Here is a 15,005-nt window from a genome sequence, read left to right as displayed (position 1 = left end):
GCCGCCGCTGACCCGCTGCCGCTGAGCGAGCCAGCCCCCCGCAAGGGGGGCTTTTTCATGGGCGCCTCCATGGTGCGCCTCGAGCCGGTGGATCAGGCAGGGGCCCCTTCGATCCGCTCGGCCACCCATTCGGCCGTGGCGGGCGCGAGCAGCACGCCGTTGCGGTAGTGGCCGCTGGCCACCAGCAGTCCCGGCTCCGGGGATTCCAGCACCGGCGCCGGCTGCCGGACGGGCCGGCAGCGCTCGCCCTGCCAGTGGTGCACCACCGTGGCCCGCTGCAGCCAGGGCAGCTCTGCTCCCGCCCAGCCGCGCAGGTCCTCCAGGGCCCGTGGATCAGCGTCGCCGCCCGGCTCCAGGGTCGCGCCCAGCCAGCAGCGCCGGCCGCCCGGCAGGTCGGGCCGCGGCACCAGGTTGAGGCCGCGCCACACCACCACCCCCGGCCAGCCGCTGCCGGGTTCGCTCCAGCCGGGCCCGTCGTCGAGCTCCAGCTCCAGCGCCTGACCGCGCACCGGCTCCATCGGCAGGTCATGACCCGCGCCCGCCAGCAGACCAGGCGTGGCCACCCCGGCGCACAGCACCAGCCAGGGGGCGTCCAGGCTGGTGCCGTCGCCGCAGCGCAGCCGCCAGCCGCCGCCGCGACGCTCGATTCCCGTGGCCTCCAGGGCCAGGGTCCTCAGGCCGCCGGCCCGGGCGCTGGCCAGCAGGGCGGCCATCACGCTCGGGGGATCCAGCTGGCCATCGGCCGCCGAATGCAGGCCTCCGAGGGCAGCGGCGGGCAGCTCAGGCCGAAGCGCTCTGAGCTGCTCGCTGGACCGGAGACTCAGCGGCAACCCCAGGGGCGCCCGCCCGGCGGCCAGCCGCTGCTGCCGGACCTGTTCGGCCGCGTCCGCGGCCAGCAGCAGCAGGCCCCGGCGGCGGGGCAGCCTGTGGCCCTCCGCCTCCAGGCCGGCGATCCACTGCTGCCAGAGGCTGTGGCTGCGCTGGCGCAGGCGCCAGACCCGGCCGCTGGAGCGGTGGAACACCTGGGCCATGAGCACGCCCAGGGCCGCCTGGCTGCCGGCCCCGGGGGCGGGCGGCCCGTCGAGGGACGGATCCACCAGCACCACCCGGTGGCCGCGGCGCTGCAGCAGCCAGGCGATCGACAGGCCGATGATGCCCCCCCCAACCACCAGCACCTGCCGGGGCGGGGGGCGGTCGTTGGCAGGGCCGGCCGTCAGATCGCTCAGATCTGCTTGAGGTCTTCCTTCACCTGGGCCGGCAGGATCTGGGCGTACTTGCCGAAGCCGCTGGCCACGGCGATGTAGGTCTTGCGCAGGGCTTCGGCATCCTGCAGACGGGCGGCCTCATCGAGCTGGGCGAGGGAGCGCTTGAGCTGGGCCGCCAGCCGCTCGGCCTCGGGCTGGTCGTCGGGCAGCAGGCGCTGGTTGATGTAGAGCATCTGACGGCCCACTTCCTGCATCGGGCCGTGGATCAGGTTGCGGGTGAAGGTCCAGTCGCGCCGGTTCACCAGGTCGGCGAGCTCGGGCAGGCGGTCGCGGGCCGCCAGGAAGCCCTCGGCCTGGCGCTCGATGCTGGCGATGTCCTCGGTGCTCAGGGTGGGCGGCTGGGCCTGGGCGCCGCTGCAGGCGGCCAGGTTGACGCACAGCACCGCCGCCAGGGCGACCATCAGCAGCCGGCGCAGGGACTGCAGCAGGGTCGCGAAGGGCGCGGGTGCCGGCGCACCGGGAGCCATCACGGGGGCCATCAGGGGATCCATCGCAGGGAGCATCGGCGCACAGCATCAGCTGTGGCTGGGCCTGACTGTATCCGTGTCGTCCCGCGTGAGCGGCGCTGTTGTCGCCGCTTGCAACCTGGCCGGACACAGTCAGCACCCCTGCACTAAAACGGACTGAGTATGAGTTAGAGCGATGCGCGAAGCTGTGCTGCCCCTGGCCGCGATCCGCCGCCCCCTGGAGCGCAGCCTCGATGAGGCCAAGGTGGCCTGGCTGATGGAGGCGATCGCCGCCGAGGGCCAGAAGGAGCCCATCGACGTGCTGGAGGTGGATGGCCACCTCTGGGGGTTCAACGGCTGCCACCGGGTGGCGGCCCATGAGCGTCTCGGCCTCACCACGATCCGGGCGCGGGTGCGGCGCGCCAATCGTGAGGTGCTACGCATGCACATGCTCTGAATCTCCGCCCGGCTGCCGTCCCGATGCCGCCTGCCACCGCCATCCTCCAGGTGATCTGTCCGGACCGGCCGGCGCTGGTGAGCGAGCTGTCCGGCTGGGTGGCGGCCAACGGCGGCAACATCCGGCACGCCGACCACCACACCGACGCCGGCGCCGGGCTGTTCCTCAGCCGCATCGAATGGCAGCTGGAGGGCTTCGGCCTGCCGCGGGCGGCGATCGCGCCGGCCGTGGGGGCCCTGGCCGAGCGCCTCGGCGGCGAGGGCCAGGTGCACTTCTCCGACGAAGTGCCGCGGGTGGCCATCTTCGTGAGCCGCCAGGAGCACTGCCTGGTGGATCTGCTCTGGCGCACCCGGGCCGGAGAGCTGCCGATGACGGTGCCGCTGGTGGTGTCCAACCACCCGCACCTGCAGGCCACGGCGGAGAGCTTCGGGGCCACCTTCGTGCATCTGCCCGTGAGCGCCGCCACCAAGGCGGAGGTGGAGACCGAGCAACTGCGCCTGCTGGCCGACCACGGCATCGAGCTGGTGGTGCTCGCCAAGTACATGCAGGTGCTCAGCGGCGACTTCCTGGCGCGCTTCGATGCCGCAGGCCGCCCCGGTGGATCGGGGGCCTCGGGCCATGGCGTGATCAACATCCACCACTCCTTCCTGCCGGCCTTCCAGGGGGCCCAGCCCTACCACCGGGCCTGGGAGCGGGGCGTGAAGCTGATCGGCGCCACCGCCCACTACGTGACCGAGGAGCTCGACGCCGGGCCGATCATCGAGCAGGCCACCGTGCACGTGAGCCACCGCGACGAGGTGGACGATCTGATCCGCAAGGGCCGCGACACCGAGCGCCTGGCCCTGGCCCGGGCCCTGCGCCTGCACCTGCGCCGGCAGGTGATGGTCTACCGCGGCCGCACGGCGGTGTTCGACTGAGGCTCAGGACGTTGTCCCGCCCGTCTGGTCCAGGTGCCTTGACCTGGACCAGACGGGATCGTGACTCAGACGAAGACAACGTCGCTGGTGCTGATGCCCGAGACGCCCTCCAGCACGGCAATCAGCTCGTCGCGGTTGCGCCCACCGGTGTCAAGCCTGCCGTTGCCGTTGCGATCCCAGTAGAGGGAGAGGTTTCCATTCGATGTGGAGGTCAGATAAGAGTTGCTGCGCAATTGCAATCTGTCGCTTCCGACTGTGAAATCCCTGATCAGTGCATAGTCGGCTGTGCCCAGATTGCCGCTGTTGCGGTCGTCGTAGAACACGCCGCGGCCGTCGCCCAGCACGAACACGTCGGCACCAGCATTGCCGGTGATCACGTCGATCTGGCCGGCGCCCATGGCGGAAGCTGTGGTGCCGCTGGCCAGCACACCGCTGAGGCGGTCGTTGCCGCTGCCGCCGGTGATGGTGTCGTTGCCGGTGGTGCCCCAGAGGATCTGATCGGTGCTCGGTTCGGGGTCGGGGCCGGGGGGCTCCTGCTCCGGCTCGGAGCTGCTGGGCGTCACACCCCAGGCAAAGGGGTCGGCCGTGCCCGAGTAATGGGGGGTGACGAGGTCGCCTGCCTTCACGCCCCCGGTGAGCAGCAGGCCGGCGATGTGGGGCGCGGCCATGGAGGTGCCGCTGAGATAGGCGAGCTGGCCGTTCTGGTAATAGGAGAGCACGCTCACGCCAGGCGCGGCGAAATCCACATCGTCAACGCTGTCTAGACTGTCCAGGCGGTCCCAGTTCGACCAGGACGCCATCCTGTAGTTGCTGTCGACGGCGGAGATGGTGAACACATTGGGATGATCACCGGCCGCCGCCGGCGAATAGCCGTCGGCATCCTGGCCACTGTTGCCTGCCGCGATGGCGAAGAGAATGCCCTGGCCTGCGGCATTCTTCACAGCCGTGTCCAGCGAGGAGCTGAAGCCCCCGCCCAGGCTCATGTTGATCACCGCCTTGCTCTTGTCGAGCTTGTTGTCGTTGATCACCTTCACCGCATGGTTGATGGCATCGATGATCGTGGTGTAGCTGGCTCCACCACCGCTGCTGTTGAACACCTTCAACGAGACGGTGTTGGCACCGGGGGCCACACCCACCACCCCCGTGCCATTGGCCAGGGCGGCGATGGTTCCGGCCACATGGGTGCCATGGCCATTGCCATCGGTGAAGGCGCTCTCACCGCTGATCCAGCTGCGATGCCAGCTGCCGGTGCTGGCCAGATTGAGATCGCCGGTGGTGCTGAGCACACCGGAGTCGATCACAAAGGCGAAGGAGTCGCTGGCGATATTGCCCCGGGCGGAGATGTCTTCCCCCTGATAGACGGCACGCACTCCCCAGGGCAGAGTCTCGCCGCTGCTGGCTTTGCCATTGCCGTAGCTGGTGAGGGCAGTGGTGCCTGCGGCCTGGGGCTGAAGCGCCGAACTGCTGTCTGTAGAGCCGGGAATGGGTGGTTCCAGAAACACCGCCGCATCGGCCTCCACGCTTCTGACGCCACCCAGGGCCCGCAACCGCTGGGCCTGCTGATCGGTGATGTTGAGCACGAAGCCGTTCAGCTGATCGAAGACCAGCGCGGGGTCGCCCTTCACCCCGAGGCTGCGCATCAGTGCTTCGGCGCGTTGCTGAATGCCGCCCTGGCCCGGGGCCTCATCGAGGAACACGATGAAGTCCTTGCTGCTGGAGCCGGCGGCAGCATCGGCTGATGTGCCGACCCTTGGCTCCCGGGCCTGGAGGGTGATGGCTGAACCGACCTCCGGAGTGAGATCTGAGCTGTTGTCTGCACCCTCCTGCGACTGGATCTCAGATGCAGTGCCTGCGGTGTCCTGGACACGGATTTGAGGCGGCTCCGTGCTGCGATTGCCCCTGCTCGATGTCTGTGAAAGGATTGATGTGAGACTCAGTGGACTAGTCATCGACCGCCGGATTTCTGGCCTCAAGCTAGTCAGGGGCGCAGGGCCTGCTCTGCATGGTGTTGCAGGGTGTTGTTGGCCAGCGGCCCCTCCAGGTGCTGCCAGGGGAGCACGCGCTCCGGGCTCCAGGTGGTGTGGATCACCTCCTCCCAGGGGGGTGGCGGCGGCAGCTGAGTGTCCGCGCTGCGGGACGGTGCCGGCTCGTGCTCGCCCGCCAGCACGGCCCGGTAGGCCTGCTTCCACCCGCCCAGGCTGTCGTGGCGGCCGCGGGCGGCGGCGATCACCGGCGCCAGGCGCCGGTCGCTGCGCGACAGCAGCGCCTGGATCACGCTCCAGCCGTAGCTCTCGGGCCGCAGTTCGATGCCCCTGGGCTTGAGCCGCTTGGCCAGCAGCTTCAGGCGTTTCTCGGCCTCCGGCCGCACGCCCTGCCACTGGAAGGGGGTGTGGGCCTTGGGCACGAAGGTGCTGACGCCCAGGCTCAGCCGCAGGCCCGGGGTGGCCTTTCTGAGGGCCAGCAGCAGCTCGGCGGTGGCCTCCACGTCGGCATCCTCCTCGGTGGGCAGGCCCACCATCCCGTAGAGCTTGAGGCCGCTGAGGCCGCCCTCTTTGGCGTAGCGGGCGGCGGCGAAGATCTCCTCGCGCTCGAGCTTCTTGTTCACCAGCCGGCGCATGCGCTCGCTGCCGCTCTCGATCGCGATCGTGAGCGACCGGCTGCCCCGCCTGGCCAGGATCCGGCCGAGTTCGGGGGTCACCGTGGCGGCGCGCACGGAGCTCACGCTCACACGCGTGTCCGCGAAGCGGTCCTGATCGAGCCAGGTCAGCAGCTCGCCGAACTGGGGGTGCTGGGTCACCGAGGCCCCCAGCAGGCCCAGGCGCCGGGTGGCGGCCAGACCCTTCTCCACCGCCGGGATCAGGCCGTCGTCGAGGCTGGGGGTGCGGAAGGGCAGGGTGAGGTAGCTGGCCAGGCAGAAGCGGCACAGCTCCGGGCAGCTGCGCACCACCTCCACCATGTGGATCGAGGGCCAGGCCGCCTCCGGCGTGATCACCGTGGAGTGGCTGAGGGTGTTGCCGCGCCAGGTCTGCTTGGCCACCGTGGCGGGAATGCCCGGCGCTGTTGGCTCAATGCCCAACAGCCGGCCGTCGGAGCCATAGCGGGGGGCGTAGAGGCCGGGCACATAGACGCCGGGCACCGCCGCCAGGCGCCGCAGCCGCTCGGGGCGCGGCGCCTGGCGGCACTCCTGCAGGGCATCGACGAAGGCCGGCAGCAGCAGCTCGCCATCGCCCAGCAGCACCACATCGAAGAAGGGCGCCAGCGGCTCGGGGTTGGCGGTGAGCACCGGCCCGCCGCCGAACACGATCGGGTCGGCGTCGCCCCGCTCGCTGGCCCAGATCGGGATCCGCTGCCGCTCCAGCAGATCCAGCAGCACCGGCCCGTCCAGCTCCCAGCTCAGCGACAGGCCGAACAGGTCGAGGTCGCGGTGCGCTGGATCGCCCTGGTCGGTGAACAGCCGCCGCACATCCACGTCGGGCCGCTGGGCCAGGGTGGCCCACACCACCTGGTAGCCCAGGCTGGTGATGCCCACCGAGTAGGTGCTGGGGAAGGCCAGCACGGTGCGCAGCGCCCCGGCCAGAGGCACGGCGGGCTGGAACAGCAGGGTTTCCTGGTGCAGGGGACGCGGCGGAGAGACCCTCCCCAGCGTGTCACCCGGAGCCGGCCTACTGCCCGATCAGGCCGCTGAGGGGACCGATCAGGCCGCTGATGGCCGACGAGGCGGCGCCCGCGTCCGGCGTGCCGCCGCCGAAGGTGCTGATCACGGTGTTGGCGGCCATCTCGATCGCCGGCCACTTGTCACCGGCCAGGGGCTGGATCACCGGGGCCGCTTTGTCCCAGAGCCCCTTGAAGCCGCCCATGGTGGCCACGGCGGCGGCGAGGTTGCCCGCCTTCACTTCGCCTTCGCCCTTCTTCAGCAGGTCGAGCACGGGCGTGACCGCCGGCGCCAGGGCGGCCTGCCCGGTGGCGGTGGCGGCATCCTTGGCGGCATCACCCACGCCGCTGGTGGTGTCCTCCAGGGTCTGCTGGGCCTGCTGGCAGCCGCTGAGGGCGATGCCGGTGCCCAGAGCCAGGGCGGCGGACAGGCCCGCGGACAGGGCGGCGGATGGGCGGACCAGGCGGAACATGGGCATCGCGTGCATGACAACGCACCGGCAATCTATGCGTGTGCGCGAGTAGGGCAAGCGGTGTGATCGCCGGCAGTGAAAATTGATACAACACGTGGAATAGCGTTGCTTTTCTTATTCCGCGGTCGATGGGTTCCTGTGGTCGCCGCCTGTGCCCTTCCCCCGGCTCAGCCGCGGGCGCAGGGGCACCAGCGCCGGAGCGGGCATCCATCCCGCCCCGTCGCTGCTGGGCGTGAGGCGGATCAGCCGCTCGAACAGCGAGTCGCGGGCCAGCTGGCGCGCCACCAGGATGCTGCCCAGGCAGGCGCTGAGCACCGGCTTGAGCAGCAGCCACTGCTTGCTCAGCGCAAACACCAGGAACAGGGCGGTGATCGGCGTGCGGGCCGTGGCCGTGAGAAAGGCGCCCATGCCGGCGAACACGGCCGTGTTGGGGGCCTGGATGCCCGCCAGCTCCACCAGCTCCACGGCCACCAGGCCCAAGGCGCCGCCGAGGGTGAGCATGGGAGCGAACAGGCCTCCCGGCGCCCCCACCGCCGCGGCCAGGCCGGTGGTGAGGAACAGCACCACCGCCACGCTCAGCGCCATCGCCAGATCGATGTCGCCGCTGGCCACCGCCAGGCGCACGCCGGCGTCGTTGACGAAGGCATCAGGCAGGAAGGCATCGAGCAGGCCCAGCAGGGCCCCCGCCAGGGCCAGCTTCAGCGCCAGCGTGAGGCGCCAGCGGCTGCAGAGCCCCTGCAAGGCGAGCAGGAAGCGGCAGTAGCCCTCCGCCACCAGGGCCACCAGTCCACCCAGGCAGAAGAGCAGGATCAGGTCGACGGGCACGACCTGCACGTACACATAGAGCGTGCGTTTGAGCTGCAGTTCGCCGCTGGCGATCAGGCGTGTGCTGTCCACCCCCAGGCCGGCCAGGCCCATCAGATCGGCGCAGATGTCCGTCCAGAAGGTGAGGCCGAGCACGATCAGCATCACCATCGGCTTCACCCCCTGCAGCAGGGCCTCCACGGTGTAGAAGAAGCCGCCGATCGGCGCACTGAACACGGCCGTGATGCCCGCGCCGCCGCCGGCGGCCACCAGCAGCCGCACGAAGGACTGGGGCGCCTTCAGCAGCCGCGCCAGGCTCCAGCCCACGGAACTGCCCATCTGGATGGCCGGACCGGACGGGCCGAGGGGGAAGCCGCTGCCGATCGTCAGGATGCCGGCCACCAGCTTCACCAGGGCGATGCGCAGGCCGATCGGCACGCCCCGCCGGCGCAGGAAGAGCATCACCTGGGTGATGCCGGAACCCGCTGCGGCCGGCGCCAGGGCCTGGATCAGCACGCCGGCCAGCAGCCCGCCGCCGGCGCCGAACGCGGTGAGCACGAGCCAGGTGGGGCCCTGATCCAGCAGCCGGATGCGCCAGCTCCCCAGCGCGTCGATGCCGAGGGTGAAGACCAGCACGGCGGTGGCCGCCGCCAGGCCCGTGAGGGCCAGGGAGAGGACGACCGCGACCCGGCGCTGGCCGAGCAGCTGGCGGATCGCCCGCAGCTGCAGCCACTCGGCCCGCTGCAGCGGGGCTCCGGCCTTGCTGATCACCCGGCGGTGCTCAGACTTCGGCCAGCACCTTCGCTTCCTCCTCGGCGCTCACCACCCGGCCCTGGTCCTCGAAGCCCTCGATCTGGTCGAAGTTGAGGTAGCGGTAGAGCTCGGCGCCGTAGGGATCGATCTTCTCGGCCGCGATCGCCAGATACTCCTCCTTGCTGGGGATGCGGCCCAGCTGGGCGCACACCGCCGCCAGTTCGGCACTGCCCAGGTACACCTGGGCGCCGTTGCCGAGCCGGTTGTTGAAGTTGCGGGTGCTGGTGGAGAACACGGTGGTGTTGTCCTCCACCCGGGCCTGGTTGCCCATGCACAGCGAGCAGCCGGGCATCTCCATGCGCGAGCCGGCCGCTTCGAAGATGGCGTAGTAGCCCTCCTCCTTGAGCTTCTCCTCGTCCATGCGGGTGGGCGGGCACACCCACAGGCGGGCGGCGTTCTCGCCCTGGCCCTGGAGCACGTTGGCGGCGGCGCGGTAGTGGCCGATGTTGGTCATGCAGGAGCCGATGAACACCTCATCGATGCGCTCGCCCGCCACCTCGGAGAGCGTTTTCACGTTGTCGGGGTCGTTGGGGCAGGCCAGGATCGGCTCGGTGATCGCATCCAGATCGATCTCGATCACGGCGGCGTACTCGGCATCGGCATCCGCTTCCATCAGCTGGGGATCGGCCAGCCAGGCCTCCATCGCCCGGATGCGGCGGGCCAGGGTGCGGGCGTCGCCGTAGCCGCGGGCGATCATGTTCCTGAGCAGAGCCACGTTGCTGCGCAGGTACTCGCTCACCGTGTCGACGCTGAGCTTGATCGTGCTGCCGGCGCAGGAGCGCTCGGCGGTGGCATCGGTGAGCTCGAAGGCCTGCTCCAGCTTCAGATCGGGCAGCCCCTCGATCTCCATGATCCGGCCGTTGAACACATTTATCTTGCCCTCCTTGGCCACCGTCAGCAGCCCCTGCTGGATCGCCACGTAGGGAATGGCGTTCACCACATCGCGCAAGGTGACCCCCGGCTGCAGGGAGCCGGAGAACTTCACCAGCACCGATTCGGGCATGTCGAGCGGCATGGCGCCGATGGCGGCGGCGAAGGCCACCAGGCCCGAGCCGGCCGGGAAGGAGATGCCCAGGGGGAAGCGGGTGTGGCTGTCGCCGCCGGTGCCCACGGTGTCGGGCAGGAGCATGCGGTTGAGCCAGCTGTGGATGATGCCGTCGCCGGGGCGCAGGGCCACGCCGCCGCGGGAGGCCATGAAGTCGGGCAGCTCGGCGTGGGTTTTGAGATCCACCGGCTTGGGGTAGGCGGCGGTGTGGCAGAAGCTCTGCATCACCAGGTCAGCGCTGAAGCCCAGGCAGGCCAGCTCCTTCATCTCATCGCGGGTCATGGGCCCGGTGGTGTCCTGGGAGCCCACGGTGGTCATCAGCGGCTCGCAGCTGGTGCCGGGGCGCACGCCCGGCAGACCGCAGGCCTTGCCCACCATCTTCTGGGCCAGGGTGTAGCCCTTGCCGGTGTCGGCCGGGGCCACCGGCCGGATGAACAGCTCGGAGGGCGGCAGGCCCAGCTGGGCGCGCACCTTGTCCGTCAACGAGCGGCCGATCAGCAGGGGGATGCGCCCGCCGGCGCGCACCTCATCGGTGATCGTGCTGGGCTTGAGCTCGAAGCGGGCCACGATCTCGCCGGCATTCGGCTCACCGGCGGCGCGCTCGATCGTGCCGGCGTAGGGGCGGATGGTGATCACATCGCCGCTGTTGAGCGCCGTGACGTCGCACTCGATCGGCAGGGCGCCGGAATCCTCGGCGGTGTTGAAGAAGATCGGCGCGATCTTGCCCCCCAGGATCACGCCGCCGCTGCGCTTGTTGGGCACGTGGGGGATGTCGGTGCCGGTGTGCCAGAGCACCGAGTTGATGGCGGATTTGCGCGAGCTGCCGGTGCCCACCACATCGCCGACGTAGGCCACGGGATGGCCCTTGGTTTTCAGCTGGGCGATCAGCTCCAGGCCGCCGGGCATGCGCGTCTCCAGCATTGCCTGGGCGTGCAGGGGGATGTCCGGGCGGGTGGTGGCGTGGGTGGCCGGCGAGAGGTCGTCGGTGTTGGTCTCGCCCTCCACCTTGAACACCGTCACGGTGATCTCGGCGGGCAGTTCCGGCTTGGCGGTGAACCACTCGGCGGCGGCCCAGCTGTCGATCACCCGCTTCGCGTAGGCGTTGGTCTGCGCCAGCTCGAGCACGTCGTTGTAGGCGTCGTAGACCAGCAGGGTGGTGCTCAGGCCCGTGGCGGCGGCCTTGGCAATGGCGGGATCGGCGCTGGCGAGCAGCTCGATCAGGGCGCCCACGTTGTAGCCGCCGATCATCGTGGCCAGCAGCTGCACGGCCTCCACCGGGGTGAGGAGCGGGGTGGTGGCCTCGCCCTTGGCCACCGCCAGCAGCCAGCTGGCCTTCACGTAGGCGGCTTCATCCACCCCCGGCGGGATGCGTTCGCTGAGCAGGTGCAGCAGGAACGCCTCCTCGCCGGCAGGGGGAGCGCCCAGCAGCTCGGTGAGGGCGGCCGTCTGCCCGGCGCTGAGGGGCAGGGCCGGCACCCCCAGGGCCTCGCGCTCGGCGGCGGCGGCGCGGTAGTCGGCGAGGAAGGTGGTGGCGCTCATCCCGGATCGGATCACTTGGAGTCCATTGTTCTTGGCCGCGGCCCGGACTGTTGGTGGCAACCGCTGCCATTGCCCGGCGGAGCCCCTGCCTTGCCGGGGGCCTGAGCGGTCGGGGCCCAGCTCCTGACTAGGGTGATGGGTCTGAACGCGGCACCTGCTCGGCAGCCTGTTTCCCATGCACCCCACCACCAGCGACCTCCATGTGGTGGAGACGCGGCCCCTGGTGCCGCCCGCCGTGCTGCATCGGGACCTGCCGATCACCGACCGGTCGGCCGACACCGTGCAGCTGGCCCGCCAGCGCATCCAGGACATCCTCCATGGCCGGGATCAGCGCCTGCTGGTGATCGTCGGTCCTTGCTCGGTGCACGACGTGTCGGCCGCCAAGGAGTACGCCGCCTTCATCGCCGAGGCGCGTCAGCGCCATGCGGCCGACCTCGAGGTGGTGATGCGGGTGTACTTCGAGAAGCCCCGCACCACCGTGGGCTGGAAGGGCCTGATCAACGACCCCCACCTCGACGGCAGCTACGACATCAACACCGGCCTGCGCCTGGCCCGCTCGCTGCTGCTGCACGTGTCGGAACTGGGCCTGCCGGCGGCCACCGAACTGCTGGATCCGGTGGTGCCCCAGTACATCGCCGATCTGATCAGCTGGACCGCCATCGGCGCCCGCACCACCGAGAGCCAGACCCACCGCGAGATGGCCTCGGGCCTGTCGATGCCGATCGGCTTCAAGAACGGCACCGACGGCAGCATCGCCACGGCCGTGAACGCGGTGGAGGCCGCGGCGCGCCCGCACCATTTCCTGGGCATCAACCGCGACGGCTACGCCTCGATCGTGACCACCACCGGCAACCCCGACGGCCACGTGGTGCTGCGGGGCGGCAAGCACGGCACCAACTACCACCCGGAGGCGATCGAGGCGGCCGCGGCGGCCCTGGAGGCGGCGGGTCTGCCCTCCCGGCTGATGGTGGACTGCAGCCACGGCAATTCCAACAAGGACTACCGCCGCCAGTCGGAGGTGGCCGCCCGGGTGGCTGACCAGGTGCGGGCGGGCTCCCGCCACGTCATGGGCGTGATGCTCGAGAGCCATCTGGTGGCCGGCAACCAGAAGCTCGGCGCCGACCTCGCTGCCCTCACCTACGGCCAGAGCATCACCGATGCCTGCATCGATCTGGCCGCCACCGCGGAAGTGCTGGCCGGACTGGCCGCCGCGGTGCGGGCCTCGGCCGGGGCCGGGGGGGCTGTCGAGCGCCAGGCGCTCACCGTGTGAACGCCTGGCGCTCAGCATCAGCATCTGGCACTCGATTGGCGTGAGTGCCAGACAACGAAGCCTGCAACATCGTGCAAAGAACTGTTCTTCCTGAACAGAATTCTTGTGCCGACTCCATAGCGTCGATGCACGTCAGTCGCAGGAGCGCCATGAGCTATCTGCTGCAGTTCTGCGGGTTATCCGATCCCCTGCAGCTGTTCTATCTCGAGCAGCGCAGTGGTCCGGCCTTCGCTGGATTCCGGCCCGTGCAGCTCGACGGCCTGCTCAGCTGGGCCCAGGCCATCGGTCAGCAGCGGCACTGGGACCTGGAGGTGATCCACCAGGCCGTGATGGAGGCCTGGATGGAGCGCGCCGACGTGATCCGGCAGTGGCAGCTGCGGCTGCGCCAGGAACCCGACGACCGGCTGCTGGTGGCGGGCCTGGGCACCGCCCGCGACTGGGAGCGCCGCTGCGAGGATCTGCTGCGGGCCTGAATCAGCCGAGCTGTTGCCAGAGCCAGGCCACCCCCAGCGGCACCGTCAGGTTGTCGATGCCGACGATGGCGATCTGCTCCAGCAGGGTGGCGGCGGCGGCGATGCCCAGCAGGGCCGGCCAGGTGGGGACCTCCAGCCCCAGAGGGATCAGGCTGCTGCGCAGCAGCGCCAGCACCAGCAGGCTGGTGCCGGCCATCACGGTGGTGCCCAGCAGGGAGCGGCGCTGACCCAGCACCTGCCAGCTGGGACTGGGCACCAGCGGTCCCAGCAGGCCGGCGAGGCCGTCACCGAAGGCCATCACCAGCACCCCGGCCGTCACCGGCGCAGGCTGCTGGGGCCAGTACAGCCAGAGCAGCAGGGTGATCGAGGCGCCATAGGCCACGGTGCCGTAGCTCGCCCGGCCCACGTCCTCCACCGCGGGCAGCAGCCGCAGGCGATGGTTGAGGGCCGCCAGGAGCGTGATCGCCCCGGCGGCCGGCAGGGCGATCGGCCGGGCGATGCCGCAGGCCCAGGCGATCGGCACCACCGCGCCGGTGCCGATGTGCACCAGCTTGCGGCTCCATTCGCGCTGGTGGGGGGTGGCCGTGCCGTTGAAGCGATGCCGCACCGCCACGGCCAAACTGGCGAGCAGGGCAAGCCATCCGGCCACCGCCGCCACCCCCAGGGCCTGATGGGGCCAGTTCAGCCCTGGCCAGGTCAATCCCGCAACCAGGGGCCCGTCAGGCGGCTTTGTGCAGGTTACTGAGCAGCCGCAGCTTCATGATCGCCTTGGCCTCGAGCTGGCGCACCCGCTCGCGCGACACGTTGATCAGCCGGCCGATCTCGGCCAGGGTGAGGGGCTCGCTGCCCTCCAGGCCGAACCGCAGCTTGATGATCGTCTGCTCGCGCTCGTTGAGCTGGGAGAGCCACGACCCCAGATGCTCCTTCTGGAGATGGCGGTCCATGGCGTCGAAGTGCTGATTGCTGGCGGGATCGGCGATCAACTCGCCCAGGGTGCTGCGGTCCTCCTCGCCGCGGGCATGGGCATCGAGGGAGGCGCAGGGAGCGCTCTGGGAGATCAGGTCGTCCAGCTCATCGGGGGTCATGCCGAGGGCATGGGAGAGCTCCAGCCGGTTGGGCTGGCGGCCCAGGCGGTGGGAGAGCTCGCGGGTGACCCGCCGCATTTTCGAGAGCTTCTCGCTCACGTGGATCGGCAGGCGGATGGTGCGGGCGCTGTTGTCGATCGCCCGGGTCATGCCCTGGCGGATCCACCAGTAGGCGTAGGTGGAGAATTTGTAGCCCATGGCCGGATCGAATTTGTCCACCGCCCGCTCCAGGCCGATGGCACCTTCCTGCACCAGGTCGAGCAGTTCGAGGCCCTGATTCTGATATTTCTTGGCCACGCTGACCACCAGGCGCAGGTTGGCGGACATCATCCGCTCACGGGCCCGCTGGGCCATGCGCAGCTGGCGTTTCTGCTGGGGGTTGAGCTGATCGGCCCCGAGCTCCAGCAGGCGCTTGCCCGCCTGCACGTGATGGGCCAGTTCGATTTCTTCGGCCGGTGTAAGAAGTGGCACACGGCCGATGTTGCTCAGATACCAGCCGATGGAATCGGCGTTGATCCTGGCGGTGGGCCGGGATGCCGTTCGCCCGTTCGACTGACCGGTTGACTTAGTGGATGGCGTCCGGGTGTCACTGGCTGTGACGCCGGAGCCGGATCGCAGAGGCGTCCCCACACCCTTGCCCTCCGAGGAGAAATGAATTGTGGCCGGAATGTAGCACTGTTGCAGCGGTGCTGGGGCGGGAATTTTGAAGATATTGCGAAGTAGCCGTCAATCGAAAAAATGGCGAGGTCGGAATGACTCTGACTTTG

13 protein-coding genes are annotated in these 15,005 nt (G+C 70.0%); 4 read left to right on the top strand and 9 right to left on the bottom strand.

All coding sequences use genetic code 11. The features are described from left to right. Positions 1 to 92: 92 nt before the first annotated feature. The gene (locus KBY90_RS04180) at positions 93 to 1,175 is read right to left on the bottom strand and encodes an FAD-binding oxidoreductase (protein WP_254967217.1); all 1,083 of its coding nucleotides are present in this window, start codon (positions 1,173 to 1,175) and stop codon (positions 93 to 95) included. Positions 1,176 to 1,222: 47 nt separating this feature from the next. Next, a complete protein-coding gene (gene psbQ, locus KBY90_RS04175; protein WP_254967367.1) occupies positions 1,223 to 1,693 on the bottom strand; it encodes a photosystem II protein PsbQ in 471 nt (156 codons plus the stop codon). A 214-nt stretch (positions 1,694 to 1,907) separates the two neighbouring features. Between psbQ and KBY90_RS04170 the strand changes: the two genes are divergently transcribed. Continuing rightward, on the top strand, positions 1,908 to 2,168 hold the full coding sequence (locus tag KBY90_RS04170) for a sulfiredoxin (protein WP_254967216.1): 261 nt from the start codon (positions 1,908 to 1,910) through the stop codon (positions 2,166 to 2,168). A gap of 23 nt (positions 2,169 to 2,191) precedes the next feature. Beyond that, a complete protein-coding gene (gene purU, locus KBY90_RS04165; protein WP_254967215.1) occupies positions 2,192 to 3,085 on the top strand; it encodes a formyltetrahydrofolate deformylase in 894 nt (297 codons plus the stop codon). Positions 3,086 to 3,150: 65 nt separating this feature from the next. On the opposite strand, the gene KBY90_RS04160 is transcribed toward purU, so the two are convergent. From KBY90_RS04160 to acnB, 5 genes are all read right to left on the bottom strand, one after another. Beyond that, positions 3,151 to 4,782 carry a S8 family serine peptidase gene (locus tag KBY90_RS04160; protein WP_254967214.1) on the bottom strand — a complete coding sequence of 544 codons (1,632 nt, stop codon included), beginning with the start codon at positions 4,780 to 4,782 and terminating at the stop codon, positions 3,151 to 3,153. A gap of 281 nt (positions 4,783 to 5,063) precedes the next feature. Beyond that, positions 5,064 to 6,641, bottom strand: a complete 1,578-nt coding sequence (locus KBY90_RS04155; RefSeq protein WP_254967366.1) for a radical SAM protein — start codon at positions 6,639 to 6,641, stop codon at positions 5,064 to 5,066. A gap of 106 nt (positions 6,642 to 6,747) precedes the next feature. Further along, positions 6,748 to 7,209 (bottom strand): hypothetical protein, encoded by a 462-nt coding sequence (locus KBY90_RS04150; protein WP_254967213.1) that lies wholly within the window; start codon positions 7,207 to 7,209, stop codon positions 6,748 to 6,750. A gap of 114 nt (positions 7,210 to 7,323) precedes the next feature. Next, the gene (locus KBY90_RS04145; protein ID WP_254967212.1) at positions 7,324 to 8,784 is read right to left on the bottom strand and encodes a chloride channel protein; all 1,461 of its coding nucleotides are present in this window, start codon (positions 8,782 to 8,784) and stop codon (positions 7,324 to 7,326) included. A 10-nt stretch (positions 8,785 to 8,794) separates the two neighbouring features. After that, complete coding sequence (gene acnB / locus KBY90_RS04140) at positions 8,795 to 11,410, bottom strand: bifunctional aconitate hydratase 2/2-methylisocitrate dehydratase (RefSeq protein WP_254967211.1); 2,616 nt, start codon at positions 11,408 to 11,410, stop codon at positions 8,795 to 8,797. Between the two features lie 175 nt (positions 11,411 to 11,585). Here acnB and KBY90_RS04135 point away from each other — a divergent pair, with 175 nt between their 5' ends. Next, positions 11,586 to 12,680 carry a 3-deoxy-7-phosphoheptulonate synthase gene (locus KBY90_RS04135; protein ID WP_254967210.1) on the top strand — a complete coding sequence of 365 codons (1,095 nt, stop codon included), beginning with the start codon at positions 11,586 to 11,588 and terminating at the stop codon, positions 12,678 to 12,680. Between the two features lie 149 nt (positions 12,681 to 12,829). Then, positions 12,830 to 13,153 carry a hypothetical protein gene (locus KBY90_RS04130; RefSeq protein ID WP_254967209.1) on the top strand — a complete coding sequence of 108 codons (324 nt, stop codon included), beginning with the start codon at positions 12,830 to 12,832 and terminating at the stop codon, positions 13,151 to 13,153. A 1-nt stretch (position 13,154) separates the two neighbouring features. On the opposite strand, the gene KBY90_RS04125 is transcribed toward KBY90_RS04130, so the two are convergent. After that, a complete protein-coding gene (locus tag KBY90_RS04125; protein ID WP_254967208.1) occupies positions 13,155 to 13,853 on the bottom strand; it encodes a diacylglycerol/polyprenol kinase family protein in 699 nt (232 codons plus the stop codon). Between the two features lie 19 nt (positions 13,854 to 13,872). After that, complete coding sequence (locus KBY90_RS04120) at positions 13,873 to 14,868, bottom strand: RpoD/SigA family RNA polymerase sigma factor (RefSeq protein ID WP_396122523.1); 996 nt, start codon at positions 14,866 to 14,868, stop codon at positions 13,873 to 13,875. Positions 14,869 to 15,005 lie beyond the last annotated feature (137 nt).

Source organism: Cyanobium sp. CH-040 (assembly GCF_024346135.1).
Classification (GTDB): domain Bacteria; phylum Cyanobacteriota; class Cyanobacteriia; order PCC-6307; family Cyanobiaceae; genus NIES-981.
The sequence above is the reverse complement of the archived record's forward strand: the minus strand, read 5'-3'. Positions and strand labels throughout refer to the sequence as shown.

Bases quoted from the DNA above. Each gene is read 5' to 3' on its own strand.
- purU (WP_254967215.1), top strand. From the start codon at position 2,192: ATGCCGCCTGCCACCGCCATCCTCCAGGTGATCTGTCCGGACCGGCCG.
- KBY90_RS04130 (WP_254967209.1), top strand. From the start codon at position 12,830: ATGAGCTATCTGCTGCAGTTCTGCGGGTTATCCGATCCCCTGCAGCTG.
- KBY90_RS04170 (WP_254967216.1), top strand. From the start codon at position 1,908: ATGCGCGAAGCTGTGCTGCCCCTGGCCGCGATCCGCCGCCCCCTGGAG.
- KBY90_RS04135 (WP_254967210.1), top strand. From the start codon at position 11,586: ATGCACCCCACCACCAGCGACCTCCATGTGGTGGAGACGCGGCCCCTG.
- acnB (WP_254967211.1), bottom strand. From the start codon at position 11,410: ATGAGCGCCACCACCTTCCTCGCCGACTACCGCGCCGCCGCCGCCGAG.
- KBY90_RS04150 (WP_254967213.1), bottom strand. From the start codon at position 7,209: ATGTTCCGCCTGGTCCGCCCATCCGCCGCCCTGTCCGCGGGCCTGTCC.